Source organism: Streptomyces sp. NPDC054883, assembly GCF_053610645.1.
Map to the genome: position 1 here is coordinate 1 of NZ_JBSGYT010000023.1, position 13436 is coordinate 13436.

Here is a 13436-nt window from a genome sequence, read left to right on the forward strand (position 1 = left end):
GCCCCTCGGGGCCGGGCCGGGCCGGGAGCACGGCGGCGACACCCCCGGCTTCGGACGGCAGGGCCCACCACGCGGCCAGCCCGATGATCACTCCGGTCAGCACGGTCGACGGCCCCCCGATGTCGGCGTAGAGGAAGTCGGTCAGCTGCCACGCGAGCAGCCCGACCGCGATCAGCCCGCAGTCCCGCAGGCCGCGTTCACCGCCCGCCGCGTACCGGCGCAGGCCGGCGGCCAGCAGCACGGCCCAGCCGCCCGCCAGCGCGGTCAGCCCGATCAGTCCCTGCTCGCTCAGCACCAGCAGGTACATGTTGTGCGGGGAGAGCAGCGGCTGCTTGACGAAGGCCTGGCCGGCGCCCGCGGTGTCGCTGCCCGAGGACAGCGCCAGTGACGAATGGCCGTCCCGGTTGGCGGGGAAGCCCTTGAGCCCCACCCCGGCGGCCGGCCGTTCCCGCCACATCGACTCGGCGGCGGCCCACATCGTGTACCGGTCGGTGACCGACTGGTCGGGGGCGTCGGAGACCTGGGTGATCGAGGTCAGCCGCTCGGTGACCATCTCGGAGCCCACCCCGAACCCGCCCACCAGCACCACGCCCACCGCCGTCAGCGCCACGACCGCCTTGAGCGCCCGCCGGATCCCGGCCAGCACCATCACCAGCACCGCCGCGCCGGCCGTCGCGATCCACGCGCCCCGGCTGAACGACAGCACCAGCGGCACCGTCAGGGCCGCCGCGCAGCCGGCCGCCATCCGCCGGACCCGGCCCGGCAGCCCCGGCGCCAGGGCCGCGGCGGTCGCCACGACCAGCCCGTACGCGACGACCGTGGCCATGCCCATGACGTCGCCCGGGCCGAAGGTGCCCACGGCCCGGATGTCGGCGCCCTGGTAGGAAGCACCGGTGTGGGTGACGAACTGGACGACCCCCAGGGCGCCCTGCACCAGCGCCAGCACCACGAAGCACCCCGCGGCCAGCCGGAACTCCCCGGCGTCCCGCACCAGGAGCACGATCGCCGCCGGGACCAGCACGAAGACCTGGAGGTAGCGCACGAACCCCGGCAGGGCCGCGTACGGGTCGCCGGCCGTGACCGTGGCCACCGCGAGGCCCACCGCGGGCACTCCGAGGACCAGGGCGCCCAGCGGGCTCAGCGGCCGGACCCGGCCCTGGAGGGCCCGCAGCGCGCAGACGGCCACGAGCAGCAGCGAGGCGGCGTCGGCCGGCCCGACCTTGCCGGAGGTGCTCGCGTCGCCCGCGGGCAGCGGGGCGAGCAGCAGCAGGACGGTCGCGGCCAGCGGCAGCAGCGGCCAGTGCCGGCGCAGCACCCGACGGGCGTACGGGCGGCCGCCGTACGGGCGGCCCCGGGGGCGGGAGTTCGATACGGCGAGGGTCATGCTCAGCTGCCTCCCAGCCGGAAACGGAAGAAGGAGGCCGCGGTCCGGGCCAGGATCCACAGGTCCTGCCACAGCGACCAGGTGTCGATGTAGTGGTTGTCGAAGCGGGCCCGGTCCTCGATGGAGGTGTCCCCCCGCAGGCCGTTGATCTGCGCGAGCCCGGTGATCCCGACCGGCATCCGGTGCCGGGCCTCGTAGCCGGGGTGGACGGTGCTGAACTTCGCGACGAAGAAGGGCCTCTCGGGGCGCGGCCCGACCAGGCTCATGTCACCCCGAACCACGTTCCACAGCTGCGGCAGCTCGTCCAGCGAGGACTTGCGCAGGAAGGAGCCGATCGGGCTCATCCGGCGGTCCCCGGCGACGGTCCACCGGGTGGCGGACTCGTGCGCGTCGGCGCTCAGGGTGCGGAACTTGAGCAGCGTGAAGGGCCGTCCGTACAGGCCGACGCGTTCCTGGCGGAAGATCACCCCCGGTCCGTCGGAGAGCCGTACGGCCAGGGCGCAGGCGCCCATCACGGGAGCGGCGGCCAGCAGCGCGGCCGCGGCGAGCGAGGAGTCGATGATCCGCTTCGCGTGCCGCTCCAGCGGCCGGGCGGGCCGGGGCAGCAGCGGCTGTACGGCGTATCCCCACAGCTGGTCCGCGGGCTCGGCCACCCGCATGCCGGTGACCTTCGCGGTCCCGGCGGGATCGGCGAGCCAGAGCCGGCAGCCGTGGTCGTGGAAGAGCCGGACCAGCGAGGCGGTGCGTTCGTCGGCCTCGGGCGGCCGGGTGAACACGGCGTGCCGGACCGAGTTCTGGATGACGGCGCGCCGGACGTCCTCGTGGGTGGCGAGCACCGGCAGCGGGCCGCTCTTCACGTCGGGCGCGGAGCCGGTGTCGGCGATCCCGACCGGCCGGAGCCCGTATTCGCGCCGCCCGTGCAGGGCGGCGGCGACGGCGCCGGCGCCCGCCCCGCGCCCGACGACCAGCGCGGAGCAGGGTCTGCGCACGGCCGCCCGGCGACGGAGCTGGTTGACCAGCCCGCGGCCCGCGCAGGCCAGTGCGGTCTGCACGCACAGGGCGCTCAGCAGCACCTCCCACCCGAGCGCCTGCCCCGGCCGGACGGCGGCCAGCACGGCGGCGGCGCCGCACCACAGCACGGCGGCGCGCCCGGCCAGCGCGGGCAGTTCGCGCAGGGCGGAGGGCGCGAGCCGGGGCCGGTAGAGCCCGGCCTGCGCGTGCAGCGCGGTGACCAGTACGGCGAGTGGGGCCACGAGTTCACCGGTGAGTCCCAGACCGGGTACCGCCGTCGCGGTGAGTACGGCGGCCAGCGCGTCAGCGGTCAGCAGCGGGAGGTTCCCGTCGCCGCGCCGGGCCCGCTGCGGCCGGACGGCGGGCCGGGCCTGCTCGGCCTTGGGCCGGCGCGGGGGGTGGATGGCGGTCACGGCACGGCGGACGGCGGTGGTGCCGCCGGCGGGCCCCGTGCCGCTCTGCCCGGTGTGCCGGGCGGGTGCGCTGTCCATCGTCATCGGCTGATGCGCTCCATGTTCGAGGGCTTGGGGGTCCCCCCGGCGGAGCCGTGGGGCGAGTCCCCCCGGCTGGGCGAGGGGGCGGGCCTGCCCAGCAGTTCGCGGTACAGGCCGGTGACCGCGTCCGCGGTCCGCCGCACGTCGAACTCGGTCCGGGCGTGCTGCCCGGCCTGCTCCCCCAGTTCGGTGAGCAGCCGCGGTTCGGCCAGCAGCCGTCCCAGGGCCTTGGCCAGGGCCGTCGGGTCTTCCGCAGGCACCAGGCACAGCCGTCCCTGGCCGGGCGGCAGGCTCTCCCGGGCACCGCTGACGTCGGAGACCAGGACCGGGCGGCCGCAGGCCATGGCTTCGAGCGGGGCGAGTGCCATTCCTTCCCACCGCGACGGCAGTACAACGATGTCGGCGGCCCGAAGCCACGGTCGGATGTCGGCGGCGGATCCGGCGAAGTGCACGCCGGGCGGCGCGGCGCGACGCAGTGCTTCGCCGTCGGGGCCGTCGCCGACCAGCACCAGCCGGGCGTCCGGGACCGTCCCCAGCGCCTCCGGCCAGGCCCGGAGCAGGATGTCCTGGCCCTTTTGCGGGCAGAGCCGTCCGACGCACACGGCCAGCGGCCCCCGGCCCCGGAAGTCGGCGGGCAGCGGCAGTCCGGCGCGCGCGCCGGCCCGGTCCTCCTGCCGGCCGGGACGGAAGTGGGACAGGTCCACGCCGTTGCGGATCACCGACCAGCGGGCACCGACCCCCTCAGACTCCCCGGCCCGGCGTTCCGCTTCGCTGACGCAGAGCACCCGGTCGGCCCAGCGGGCCCCGAACCGCTCCCAGCGCAGCGCGAGCGCGGCGGTGGCCCCGCCGACCGCGTCGAAGGACCAGGCGTGGGGCTGGAAGACGGTGGGCAGGGAGCCCCGCACGGCGAGCCGTCCGGCGAGGCCGGCCTTTGCGCTGTGCGCGTGCAGCAGGTCGGGGCGGACGCGGCGGACCAGCCGTACGGCGCCGAGGACTTCGGCGGGCAGGGCCGGTCCGGGGGAGCGTCCCGCGTGCCAGGTGTGGACCTCGGCCCCGGCGTCCCGGGCCGCCTCGCCGAGCTGTCCGCCCCCGGGGCAGCCGACGACGACGCGCAGCCCGGCGGCGGACTGGGCCCGTACCAGGTCGGTGACGACCCGGGCGACCCCGCCGTCGACGGGCTGGACCAGGTGGAGGACGGTGAACGGCTCGGTGGGCGGGTGCGGGGACTGTGCTGTCGAACGATGTGTCGGCACGTGGAGTGGTCTCCTGCGTTCAGCGGCGCGCGTCTGTCTGAACGAAGAGCACGCCGAGGAATTGCCCCTGGCTTTCGCCCGTGAACTTGAAGCTCAGACTGCGGGCGCCACCGGACAGGGCGGGGCTCAGATCGAACACGTCCGCGTCGTATCCGAGATTATTCATATATTCAGGCTGTCGTACGGACGAAGCCTGGCCGAATTCCGTGATGGTGGAATTCATGACGTCATTGAACGGATTCTCCGAATCGCTGATGCTCACCCGGCGGCCGCTGTCGGCGGTCACCGTGAGCGAGTCCCCGAGGTTCCCCCGGTCCCCGTCGTACGCGACCACCCCGACCCGGCCCGAGGACCCCGCCGGCGCGTTCAGCCCGGCCAGCTCCACCGTCTCGCCGGCCGCCGCGCCCGCCCCGGCCGCGAGCACCTCGAAGCCGTCCCACAGCGAAACCCGGCGCAGCGGCTCCTGCGGTTGCTCGTACGCCGCGACGAGCGTCCAGCCGCCCCAGGCGCCCACCTCCGAGCGGCCCATGGCGATGTTCAGCTGGGCGACCGTCCACATCCCGGTCCCGCCCTTGCGGACCAGCGGGGTGACGTCGGCCGAGGCCTGGTAGGCATCGCTCGCGTCGTCGGTCCGGTGCCCGACCACGGTGTCCGCCAGCACTTCCCTGTAGGCGCCGCCCGGCTCGGCGACCAGCACCCGGGCACTGTCCTCCGGCGGCTTCTGCTCGCCGACGCGCAGGTTCCCGCCCCAGTACAGCCGGGCGTACGAGACCTTCGCCCCTTGCGGGATCTTGAGCTCCGCACGGGTGGAGTTGTACGTGTCGGGGTCCTTGTCGACCTCCGTGTAGAACATGTCGTAGTCGCTGTTGACCCCCGACGCGCCGCGCTTGACGTCCGGACACGGCTCCGCCTGCGGGGCCTCCTCCTTGCGGCAGGTGATCGCGGAGTTCGAGGCGCGGACCAGCCCGCCGTGCTGCACCGCTTGGTAGCGCTGGGTGAAGGGAACCCGGGGCAGCTCCCTGACGGCGACCGTTTCCGCTGCGGCGGGCGCGGCGGCGCCGGCCACGGGGACGTTCACCGAAAGCACGAGGCAGGACAGCAGACCGAGCGCGCCGAGGATTCTTCGGGGGGAACCCATGACCCTGCCTCCTATTTTCGATCAAGGGGACAAAACAGGAGTGAACTTTGTCAGAAATCAGGGCTGAAATCACGCGGGACTCGCTCGTACGGCCTTTTGGGCGATAACACGCACCCCCGGGGCGGGCGGGTCGTTATGCGGGTGCACCATTGTTCGAACCGAAAGGGAAAAGCGGAGATGACCGCGGACTCGCCCGTCCGGGCGAACCGGACGGCCCCGCCGTCGGCGCCGTCGCCGCCCTCGGCCCTCGTTCGGCAACCACCCGCGTCAACGCCCGACGTCAACCGTGATGTCCGAAACTTCGGCATCCGGGTGAAGACACGCAACCCGAGCCGGGACCGCGCCGTTGATCCGGGTGCTCCAAGTAACGGGCAATCCTGCAAAAAAGGGACGACAATGATCAAGAAGTTTGCGGCCGGCGCAGCGGTTGCCGCCTCCGTCGTGGGTCTTGGTGCCGCCATGGCGCCCCAGGCGATGGCCATCGGCAACGACAACGGCATCAACACCGTCAACGGCAACGGCGCCTCGCAGATCTACGGCAACCAGGCCACCTACGGCAACATGAGCCCGCAGATGGCGCTGATCCAGGGCTCGTTCAACAAGCCCTGCATCGCCCTGCCGGCCAAGGCCAACGTGCAGTCGATCCTCGCCCTGGTCAACGTCGGCGTCCAGGACATCCCGGTCCTGTCCAACCCGCAGAACCAGCAGTGCACCGAGAACTCCACCCAGGCCAAGGGCGACGAGCCGCTCTCGCACATCCTGGACAACATCCCGATCCTCTCCGGCAACGTCTCCGCCGGCAGCTGACCGCACCCCGCGCCGGGGACGGGGCCGCCGCACCTTCGGGTGGCGGCGGCCCCGCCGCTTGTGCGGCCCGGCATTCCGCCCGGCGCATCCCGCCCCCGCTAAACCGCCGGTGAATTCGGGAACGGGGCATCGGAGTGAAACAACCGACCCCGTCCGGAAATACCCGGTTTCTTTTCCCGGACCCACTCGTTGTTAATTTCGCAGTGGATACGCCCCTGCAGGAAAGGATCGAAAACAAATGACGTACAAGAAGGCAGTGGTGCTGGCCGCCGGCGTTCTGATGGCCGCCGGTGCCGCCTCTCCCGCCATGGCCGACGCGGGTGCCGAGGGCGCGGCCATCGGGTCCCCCGGTGTCCTCTCCGGCAACCTCGTGCAGGTCCCGGTGCACGTCCCGGTCAACGTCTGCGGCAACACCGTCAACGTGATCGCGCTGCTGAACCCCACGTTCGGCAACGTCTGCGTCAACGACTGACGAAGCGCTTGCGCCCGCAAGGGCACACCTCCTCGCCAGTGGCCTCGGAGTGCACGGCGGTGCACTCCGAGGCCACTTCGATTCAGCACCGGCGAGAGTGCCGGTAGACAGGGAAGGACCCATGCGACAGGTACTGAGCCGACAGGTACTGGGCAAGGGGGTGCTCACGGCGGCGGCCGCTTCGAGCCTGCTGTCGATCGCGACCGGCGCGGCCTACGCATACCCCGGGGCGATGGCCGAAGCCGCGCACTCGCCGGGTGTGGCGTCCGGCAACAGCATCTCGGTACCGATCACCTTCGCCCCGAACGTCTGCGGCAACAGCGTGGACGGGGGTGCGGCGCTGAACCCGGCGTTCGGCAACACCTGCGCCACCACCACCGGATCCGACGCCGGCTTCGACTACCAGCGCCACCTGAGCCCCGAGCACGCCGAGGCCTTCGAGCGCTACCTCGACGAGCGGCAGGGGCGCCACGCGCTGCCCCGCCAGCGGCACGAGGAAGAACGGCCCGAGGAGGCGCCCCGGCACCACGCGCCCCGCCACGCGGCGCCGCAGCACGAAGCCCCCCAGCACGAGGCACCGCAGCACGAAGCCCCGCAGCAGGAGATGCCGCGCCACGAGACCCCGCGTCATGGGGCTCCCGTGCACCAGGTGCCGCAGCACGAGGCCCACGGACCCGCAGGCCCCCGGCACGAGGTCTCGCACGAGGACGGCTACGGCGGTTCGGGTTCCGGCGGGAGCCGGGACGAGGAGGAGTGCGACGACCACCCCCGGGCCGCGCACCCCGCACCGCCCGCGCCCGCCCCCGTCGAGGAGGAGGCGCACACCCTGCCCGCCCCGGTCGACGAGGCGCCGCACACCCTCCCGGCTCCGGTCGAGGAGGACTCCGGCCCGCCGCACGGCAGCCGGGTCGTGGAGCGGTCGGCCCCGGCGCCCGCGCCGGAAGTGGTCCGCCCCGCCGACCAGCCGCCGGCCGCCCCCGCCGGCGACACCCCGGTCCATGTGCTCCCCGCACCGGCTCCCGCGCCGGCCCCCGCCCCCGCCCCCGCCGTGGCCCAACCGCAGGTCCGCGCCCCGGAACTGGCCGCCACCGGAGCCGGCCAGCCCGGAGCCGCGGCGGCGCTCGCCGCGGCGCTGGTCCTGGGCGGCGCCATTCTCTACCGGCGGTCCCGGTCCGCCGCCTGAGCGGCAATACCGGTAATCAGAATAAATATCGGCCGGAGAATCCCTTGTTCGGATTCTCCGGCCGTCGCCGTGTTCGCTCGCGCGTTTCCGTATCCGCCGGGAATCGTTAGCCAGGTCGAAAGCGGCGCGACGGTCGCCGCTGGAAAAGGATTTCGAAACAATGAAGTTCACCAAGGTCGCCGCTGTCGTCGCCGGCTCCGTCGCCGCCCTCGCCGCCACCGCTCCCGCCTTCGCCGCCGAGACGGCGGCCGCGATGCCCCCCATGAGCTTGACGGGCGGGGTGACGGAGACCTTGAACGCCGTCAACCCGGTCTCCGAGGCGCTCCCCCAGACCGCGGGCAACGCCCTGGCCGAGCAGGGCGACACCGTGGGCAAGGTCGTCGGCACCGTGCAGAGCGTCAACAAGGTCCGCAACGACGCGCCCGGCGAGGTGATGAAGCTCGCGGACGGGGCGACCCAGGCGACCCCGATGCTCGGCGGCGTCCACCTCAACGGTGGGGCCAACTGAGCCGACCGGACCGGCCCGGTCCCGGCATGACTGTGGGCGCCACCGGCGAGGCCGGGGCGCCCACAGTCGGATGTACCGACGTCAGTCGTTGACGCAGACGTTGCCGAACGCCGGGTTCAGCGCGCCGATGACGTTGACGGAGTTACCGCAGACGTTGACCGGGACGTGGACCGGAACCTGGGCCAGGTTGCCCGAGAGGACACCGGGGGAACCCACGGCCGCGCCCTCGGCCAGGGAGTCGGCGGAGGCAGCGCCGGCGGCACCGGCCACAGCGAGACCAGCGGAGGCCAGGGCCACAGCGGCCTTCTTGGCAGCAGAGTTCATGGGAAGTGCACCTTCTCTTCGACGTCCTGCCCCGATTCGTGGGGCTCACGTCGAGCGAAACGGTTCTGGTTCCCGAACGACACGGGTACGGGCGAGATCAGACCTGTTCAGCCCAATGGTCGTACTCCGCACGTGCTCCCGGCCGCTGCTCCGCCGCCCCGCCCCGGCCCGTCGTGCCCTCAGGGAAGGTCGGGCACGTCGGGGATCTCGGGGATCAGGTCGGCCGGCGGCTTGGCCGGACTCGCCGCCGGCGGCACTGCCGGGTTGGCGGGTACCGCCGGGACGGAGCCGGACGGGGTCTTCTTGGGGGCTTCGACCGGCAGCGTCGGGAGCGTCGGGAGCGTCGGCAGCCCGGGGATCTCCGGCAGCGTCGGCAGCTTCGGCAGCTCGATCGGCGGCAGCGTCACCCCGGCCGGGAGCAGACCCGTCAGCGACTTGAGCAGGTCCTGCAGCGTCTTGATGAGACCGGCGAGGAGATCGTCGACCGGACCGGCCGCGGCCTTGGTCTCGACCGCCTGGACCTGCTGCTGTACGGCCGCGACCCGACGGGTGAGCGCGGCGGAAGTGTCACCGCCCGCGGCGCCCGCAGGGGCTGCCGCGCCGGCGAGTATGGCGGCGGCGAGGGCCGACGGGACAAGGACTCGGGTGCGGAACGGCTTCGTGCGCATGGGCTTCCTTACGGTGGTCGCACAGAAGTGGACCCCAACGATCCACTTCCCTACCCACCGTGCGAACACCTTGCACGGAGCGCAACCGGAGCGCCACGGACGGCTCTCTCGGCGACGGCCCCGGGCGCGCCGTCCGCGCCGGTCGCCGGGCGCGTCCGCCCCGGTCGTCCCTGCGCGCTGCGTACGGACTTCGCGCACACGTCCGGGATCCCCTCACCCGGGCCGGGGAAATGCGCTCCGCCGAGCGGGCCGTTTGAGTGAAGCAGCGGAACCAACCCCGCGGAAGGCAGTTGATCAGGGCGCTCCACTAGCGGGCACTCGTGCGACAAAAGGACCAATGATGCTCAAGAAGATCATGACTGCTGCCGCGGTCACCGCCGCCGCCGTCGGCGCGGGCGCTGCTGTCGCGGCCCCGGCCATGGCCATCGGCAACGACAACGGGATCAACACCGTCAACGGCAACGGGGCGACCCAGATCTACGGCAACCAGAAGACCGAGGGCCCCATGAGCCCGCAGCTCGGCCTGGTCCAGGGCACGCTCAACAAGCCCTGCATCGGCCTGCCGGTCAAGGCCAACGTGCAGTCGATCCTGGCCCTGGTCAACATCGGTATCCAGGACATCAACGTCCTGTCCAACCCGCAGAACCAGCAGTGCACCGAGAACTCCACCCAGGCCAAGGGCGACGAGCCGCTCTCGCACATCCTGGACAACATCCCGGTCCTGTCCGGCAACCTCTCCAACGGCAGCTGAGCGTCGTTCCCCGGCGGCTTGACCGGCCGTAGGGTCCGGGCCCCGCGCCCGTGGAGCGACGCTGTGACGCGGTCGAAGCGATGCGGTGTGTGATGTGACGAGGGCCCCGGCAGCCTCCAGCTGCCGGGGCCCTCGCGCGTGGACGGGCTCAGCCCGTCCAGAAGTCCCACCACCGGGTGAGGATCAGCATCCCGATCACCCCGAGGTGCAGGGCGGGCGGGGCCCAGCCGAACTCGGCGAAGAACGCGCGCAGCGGGCCGGGGGCCGTGCTCGTACGGACGTTGTGCGCGGTGACCGCCCAGAACATCAGCAGCGTCGCCGCCCAGGTCAGACAGCACCACAGGCACAGCGCGTTGATCTCGTAGAGGGACTGGACCATCAACCAGGTGCAGAAGCCGGTGCCGAAGAACATTCCGGCGTTCAGTCCGAGCCAGAACCAGCCCCGGTAGCGGGCCCCGGCGAGCAGGCCCGCGCCCGCGCAGACGACGATCCCGTAGGCGACCAGCCCCAGCATGGGGTTGGGGAAGCCGAAGGCCTGCGCCTGCTCGCTCCGCATCACGCTGCCGCAGGAAACCACGGGGTTGAGACTGCAGGCGGGTTTGAAGGACGGGTCTTCCAGCAAGAGGAACTTGTCGAGGGTGATCACCCAGGAGGCGAGCAGTCCGGCGGCTCCGGTGAGGACGAGCAACCACGCCAACCCCGGGAAGGTGCCGGTGCCTTCGTCCCCGGTCCGTCTGGAGCGGTCCTGTTGGCGCGGGAGGCCCATCGGGGCGGTTGTGGTGCTGTCGGGTGCCGTTCCGTTCGTTGCCATGCCGCCCATAGTCCCGCGCTCCGCCGCAGACCGGGGCCAACCGTACCCAGACGTAGGCAAGTTGCCCTGAAGGGGTGGCGGGAACCCCCGATGCTTCCCGGACGTTTTAACGAATCCCGGACGTGATGTCAGTGCCAGGGGCTACGTTGTGCTTCCGCGAAGTGACAAGCTGCGACGGCCTGGAGACCCACCTTGAGCGATCCGTACGAGACAACCGAGGCCCACCTCGATCGACTCCTGGGCCGCGCCCTGAACTCCTTCGACCTGCCGGACCGGCTGGTCGGGCGCCTGCGTACGGCGCTCGCCCACAGTTCTTCGCTGCACACCACCCATCACAGCCCGTCGGCGGGGCTGTGGCGGGAGACCCACCGGCACACCTACCTCCTGGCGGACGGCGGGGCGGAATCGCTCTGGGAGCTGGTCTACCGCCGGCAGGACGACCGGGTCGTGCGGTACGAGCTCTTCGCCGGCCGGTCCGAGCTCTGCCTGGCGGTCGCCCGCCTGTTCGGCGTGGTCCCCTCCCAGGTGGCGCGGGACCTGGCGCCCACGGGCGCCGGGCCGGAAGACGAAGCGGCCGCGCTGAGCGCCCTGTTCGCGACCCCGGCGCCCACCCCGCACCGGGAGTACACGGTGGAGCAGTCCGCCGACCACGCCCGCCGGGTGCTGCGGCGCGCGGAGAACGCGGACCGGCCCGGAGAGGGGGTGGCGCTGCGCCTGCGCTCGGCGTACGCGCACCAGATCACCCAGGCGTTCGGCGGCCGGCAGTGGCAGTCGGACGGGCGGGGGGTGGGATTCACCCTGTACGAGCACGCGTTCGTACTGGTCGACGGCAGCGAGCTGAGCCTGTGGGAGGTCGAGCACACGGCCACGCCGGACGGCCGCCACATGTGCGAGGTGTACGAGAGCGAGGCCTCGGCGCGCGAGGCGATGGAAGCGCGCGCCCGGGTCCGCTGACGTACCGGCGCGCGGAGGGGCGGACGTACGCCCGTCCGGCCGCGGAAAACCGGAACCGGCGCGTCCGCCCCAAGGCGGACGCGCCCGTCGGGTACGGCGCTCAGGCGGCGTCGGCGCCCTCGCGCTCCCCCATCGGGACCTGCTTGCGCGGCAGCATGAACATCACCGCGAAGATCACGACCAGGACCGCCACGACCCACCACAGCGCGCCGCGGAAGGCCTCGACGTACGGGGCTCCGTAGGCCGTGTCGTCGTCGATCATCCCGAAGAAGACGACGGACGTGAGGCCCAGGCCCAGGGCGTTGCCCATCTGGCCGGTGGTGTTGATCAGGCCGGAAGCGGAGCCGGCGTGTTCGCGCGGCACCTGGGAGAGCACGGTGTCGGTGAGCGGCGCCACGATCAGGCCCATGCCGGCGCCCATCACGACGAGGGGGGCCGCCATCTGCCAGGAGGCGATCTGCATGCCGTAGTGGGCGGACTCCCAGATGTAGAGGAGCAGACCCGCGGCCATGGTCAGCGCGCCCGCCTGGAGGACCTTGCGGCCGAAGCGCGGCACGAGCTTCTGGACGGACATGCCGGCGGCCGCCGAGACGGCGATCGAGAAGGGGATCCCGGTGGTGCCCGCGCGCAGCGGGGTCCAGCCTAGGCCCATCTGCATGTAGAGCGTCCAGACCAGGAAGAAGATGCCGGTCGCGATGCCGAAGGTCAGCTGTACGGCGATGCCGCCCGCGAAGCTCTTGATCCTGAAGAGGGAGAGCTCCACCAGCGGCGAGCCGTCCGTGCGGATCTTGTACTTCTCGTACGCGATGAAGCCGGCGAAGAGGAGCGGCGCGGCCGCCATGCAGACGAAGCCCCACAGCGGCCAGTCGTTCTCACGGCCGTGCGTCAGCGGGAAGATCAGCATGATCAGGGCGAGCGTGGCGAGCACGACGCCGACCAGGTCGAGCCGGAGCGCCTTGGGGGCCTTGGACTCGGTGATGAACTTGACGCCGAGGATCACGCCCGCGATGCCGACCGGCAGGTTGATCAGGAAGATCGGACGCCATTCGAGGCCGAAGAGGTTCCACTCGGTGAGCAGCGCGCCCAGCATCGGGCCCGAGACGGCGCCGAGGCCGACGATCGCGCCGAACATGCCGAAGACCTTGCCGCGCTCGTGGGGCGGGAAGGTGACGTGGATGATCGCGAGCACCTGCGGCACCATCATCGCCGCCATACCGCCCTGGAGGATGCGGGAGGCGACGAGCACCGAGGGGTTGGCGGCGATGCCGCAGAGCGCCGAGGCGGCGGTGAAGCCGGCGATGCCGACGAGGAAGAGGCGCTTGCGGCCGTAGATGTCACCGAGACGGCCGCCCGTGATCAGGCCGGCGGCGAAGGCGAGGGCGTATCCGGCGGTGATCCACTGGATGGCGCTGGTGGAGGCGCCGAAGTCCGCTCGCATGCTCGGTATCGCGATGTTGACGATCGTGACGTCGACCAGGTCCATGAAGGCCGCGGTCATCACGATGGCGAGCGCCAGCCACCGGCGGCGGTCGGCGGGTGAGCTGCTGCTCGTGTCGTCGTGGAGGGTCTCGATCCGCTCTTCTTGTACGGGCCCGTTCTCTCTTTCGGGCGATGTCTGGGCTGTCTCGGTGCTCATGGGGAGAAACCTAGACGGGATATAGGTCGGATGATGTCCTAG

At 72.2% G+C, this 13436-nt stretch carries 14 protein-coding genes; 6 read left to right on the forward strand and 8 right to left on the reverse strand.

Annotated features, from left to right (window positions below):
* From ACWGH1_RS18405 to ACWGH1_RS18420, 4 genes are all read right to left on the reverse strand, one after another.
* On the reverse strand, nucleotides 1-1384 hold a 1384-nt coding region (locus ACWGH1_RS18405), incomplete at its 3' end, for an O-antigen ligase family protein (protein WP_453408827.1).
* Between the two features lie 2 nt (nucleotides 1385-1386).
* A complete protein-coding gene (locus tag ACWGH1_RS18410; protein WP_453408828.1) occupies nucleotides 1387-2892 on the reverse strand; it encodes an exopolysaccharide biosynthesis polyprenyl glycosylphosphotransferase in 1506 nt (501 codons plus the stop codon).
* The gene (locus ACWGH1_RS18415; protein ID WP_453356840.1) at nucleotides 2889-4142 is read right to left on the reverse strand and encodes a glycosyltransferase family 4 protein; all 1254 of its coding nucleotides are present in this window, start codon (nucleotides 4140-4142) and stop codon (nucleotides 2889-2891) included. Before ACWGH1_RS18415 ends, ACWGH1_RS18410 begins: the two co-directional genes overlap by 4 nt.
* A gap of 19 nt (nucleotides 4143-4161) precedes the next feature.
* Nucleotides 4162-5280, reverse strand: coding sequence for a DUF3344 domain-containing protein (locus ACWGH1_RS18420; RefSeq protein ID WP_453356841.1), 1119 nt, complete (start codon nucleotides 5278-5280; stop codon nucleotides 4162-4164).
* Between the two features lie 396 nt (nucleotides 5281-5676).
* On the opposite strand from ACWGH1_RS18420, the gene ACWGH1_RS18425 reads away from it, so the two are divergent.
* From ACWGH1_RS18425 to ACWGH1_RS18440, 4 genes are all read left to right on the forward strand, one after another.
* Nucleotides 5677-6087 carry a rodlin gene (locus ACWGH1_RS18425; protein WP_453408829.1) on the forward strand — a complete coding sequence of 137 codons (411 nt, stop codon included), beginning with the start codon at nucleotides 5677-5679 and terminating at the stop codon, nucleotides 6085-6087.
* Between the two features lie 238 nt (nucleotides 6088-6325).
* On the forward strand, nucleotides 6326-6559 hold the full coding sequence (locus ACWGH1_RS18430) for a chaplin (RefSeq protein WP_453408830.1): 234 nt from the start codon (nucleotides 6326-6328) through the stop codon (nucleotides 6557-6559).
* Between the two features lie 121 nt (nucleotides 6560-6680).
* Nucleotides 6681-7742: a chaplin gene (locus ACWGH1_RS18435; RefSeq protein WP_453355866.1), complete on the forward strand. Its 1062-nt coding sequence runs from the start codon at nucleotides 6681-6683 to the stop codon at nucleotides 7740-7742.
* Between the two features lie 160 nt (nucleotides 7743-7902).
* Nucleotides 7903-8250 (forward strand): hypothetical protein, encoded by a 348-nt coding sequence (locus ACWGH1_RS18440; RefSeq protein ID WP_453355867.1) that lies wholly within the window; start codon nucleotides 7903-7905, stop codon nucleotides 8248-8250.
* An 81-nt stretch (nucleotides 8251-8331) separates the two neighbouring features.
* On the opposite strand, the gene ACWGH1_RS18445 is transcribed toward ACWGH1_RS18440, so the two are convergent.
* Both ACWGH1_RS18445 and ACWGH1_RS18450 read right to left on the reverse strand, forming a co-directional pair.
* Nucleotides 8332-8574 (reverse strand): chaplin, encoded by a 243-nt coding sequence (locus tag ACWGH1_RS18445; RefSeq protein ID WP_453355868.1) that lies wholly within the window; start codon nucleotides 8572-8574, stop codon nucleotides 8332-8334.
* A gap of 179 nt (nucleotides 8575-8753) precedes the next feature.
* Nucleotides 8754-9242, reverse strand: coding sequence for a hypothetical protein (locus tag ACWGH1_RS18450; protein WP_453355869.1), 489 nt, complete (start codon nucleotides 9240-9242; stop codon nucleotides 8754-8756).
* 340 nt (nucleotides 9243-9582) lie between these two features.
* Here ACWGH1_RS18450 and ACWGH1_RS18455 point away from each other — a divergent pair, with 340 nt between their 5' ends.
* The gene (locus ACWGH1_RS18455) at nucleotides 9583-9993 is read left to right on the forward strand and encodes a rodlin (protein WP_453355872.1); all 411 of its coding nucleotides are present in this window, start codon (nucleotides 9583-9585) and stop codon (nucleotides 9991-9993) included.
* Between the two features lie 148 nt (nucleotides 9994-10141).
* Here the strand turns inward: ACWGH1_RS18455 and ACWGH1_RS18460 are convergent, their stop codons facing one another.
* Nucleotides 10142-10813: a vitamin K epoxide reductase family protein gene (locus ACWGH1_RS18460; protein ID WP_453355870.1), complete on the reverse strand. Its 672-nt coding sequence runs from the start codon at nucleotides 10811-10813 to the stop codon at nucleotides 10142-10144.
* 183 nt (nucleotides 10814-10996) lie between these two features.
* On the opposite strand from ACWGH1_RS18460, the gene ACWGH1_RS18465 reads away from it, so the two are divergent.
* Nucleotides 10997-11758: a DUF6227 family protein gene (locus ACWGH1_RS18465; protein WP_453355871.1), complete on the forward strand. Its 762-nt coding sequence runs from the start codon at nucleotides 10997-10999 to the stop codon at nucleotides 11756-11758.
* Between the two features lie 100 nt (nucleotides 11759-11858).
* Here ACWGH1_RS18465 and ACWGH1_RS18470 read toward each other — a convergent pair whose 3' ends face one another.
* On the reverse strand, nucleotides 11859-13394 hold the full coding sequence (locus tag ACWGH1_RS18470) for an MFS transporter (protein WP_453353494.1): 1536 nt from the start codon (nucleotides 13392-13394) through the stop codon (nucleotides 11859-11861).
* Nucleotides 13395-13436: the final 42 nt, after the last annotated feature.

Excerpts from the sequence above, each read along its gene's own strand:
- ACWGH1_RS18425 (WP_453408829.1), top strand. The coding sequence starts at position 5,677 with ATGATCAAGAAGTTTGCGGCCGGCGCAGCGGTTGCCGCCTCCGTCGTG.
- ACWGH1_RS18445 (WP_453355868.1), bottom strand. The coding sequence starts at position 8,574 with ATGAACTCTGCTGCCAAGAAGGCCGCTGTGGCCCTGGCCTCCGCTGGT.
- ACWGH1_RS18430 (WP_453408830.1), top strand. The coding sequence starts at position 6,326 with ATGACGTACAAGAAGGCAGTGGTGCTGGCCGCCGGCGTTCTGATGGCC.
- ACWGH1_RS18460 (WP_453355870.1), bottom strand. The coding sequence starts at position 10,813 with ATGGGCGGCATGGCAACGAACGGAACGGCACCCGACAGCACCACAACC.
- ACWGH1_RS18455 (WP_453355872.1), top strand. The coding sequence starts at position 9,583 with ATGCTCAAGAAGATCATGACTGCTGCCGCGGTCACCGCCGCCGCCGTC.
- ACWGH1_RS18420 (WP_453356841.1), bottom strand. The coding sequence starts at position 5,280 with ATGGGTTCCCCCCGAAGAATCCTCGGCGCGCTCGGTCTGCTGTCCTGC.
- ACWGH1_RS18410 (WP_453408828.1), bottom strand. The coding sequence starts at position 2,892 with ATGACGATGGACAGCGCACCCGCCCGGCACACCGGGCAGAGCGGCACG.
- ACWGH1_RS18440 (WP_453355867.1), top strand. The coding sequence starts at position 7,903 with ATGAAGTTCACCAAGGTCGCCGCTGTCGTCGCCGGCTCCGTCGCCGCC.
- ACWGH1_RS18450 (WP_453355869.1), bottom strand. The coding sequence starts at position 9,242 with ATGCGCACGAAGCCGTTCCGCACCCGAGTCCTTGTCCCGTCGGCCCTC.
- ACWGH1_RS18470 (WP_453353494.1), bottom strand. The coding sequence starts at position 13,394 with ATGAGCACCGAGACAGCCCAGACATCGCCCGAAAGAGAGAACGGGCCC.
- ACWGH1_RS18435 (WP_453355866.1), top strand. The coding sequence starts at position 6,681 with ATGCGACAGGTACTGAGCCGACAGGTACTGGGCAAGGGGGTGCTCACG.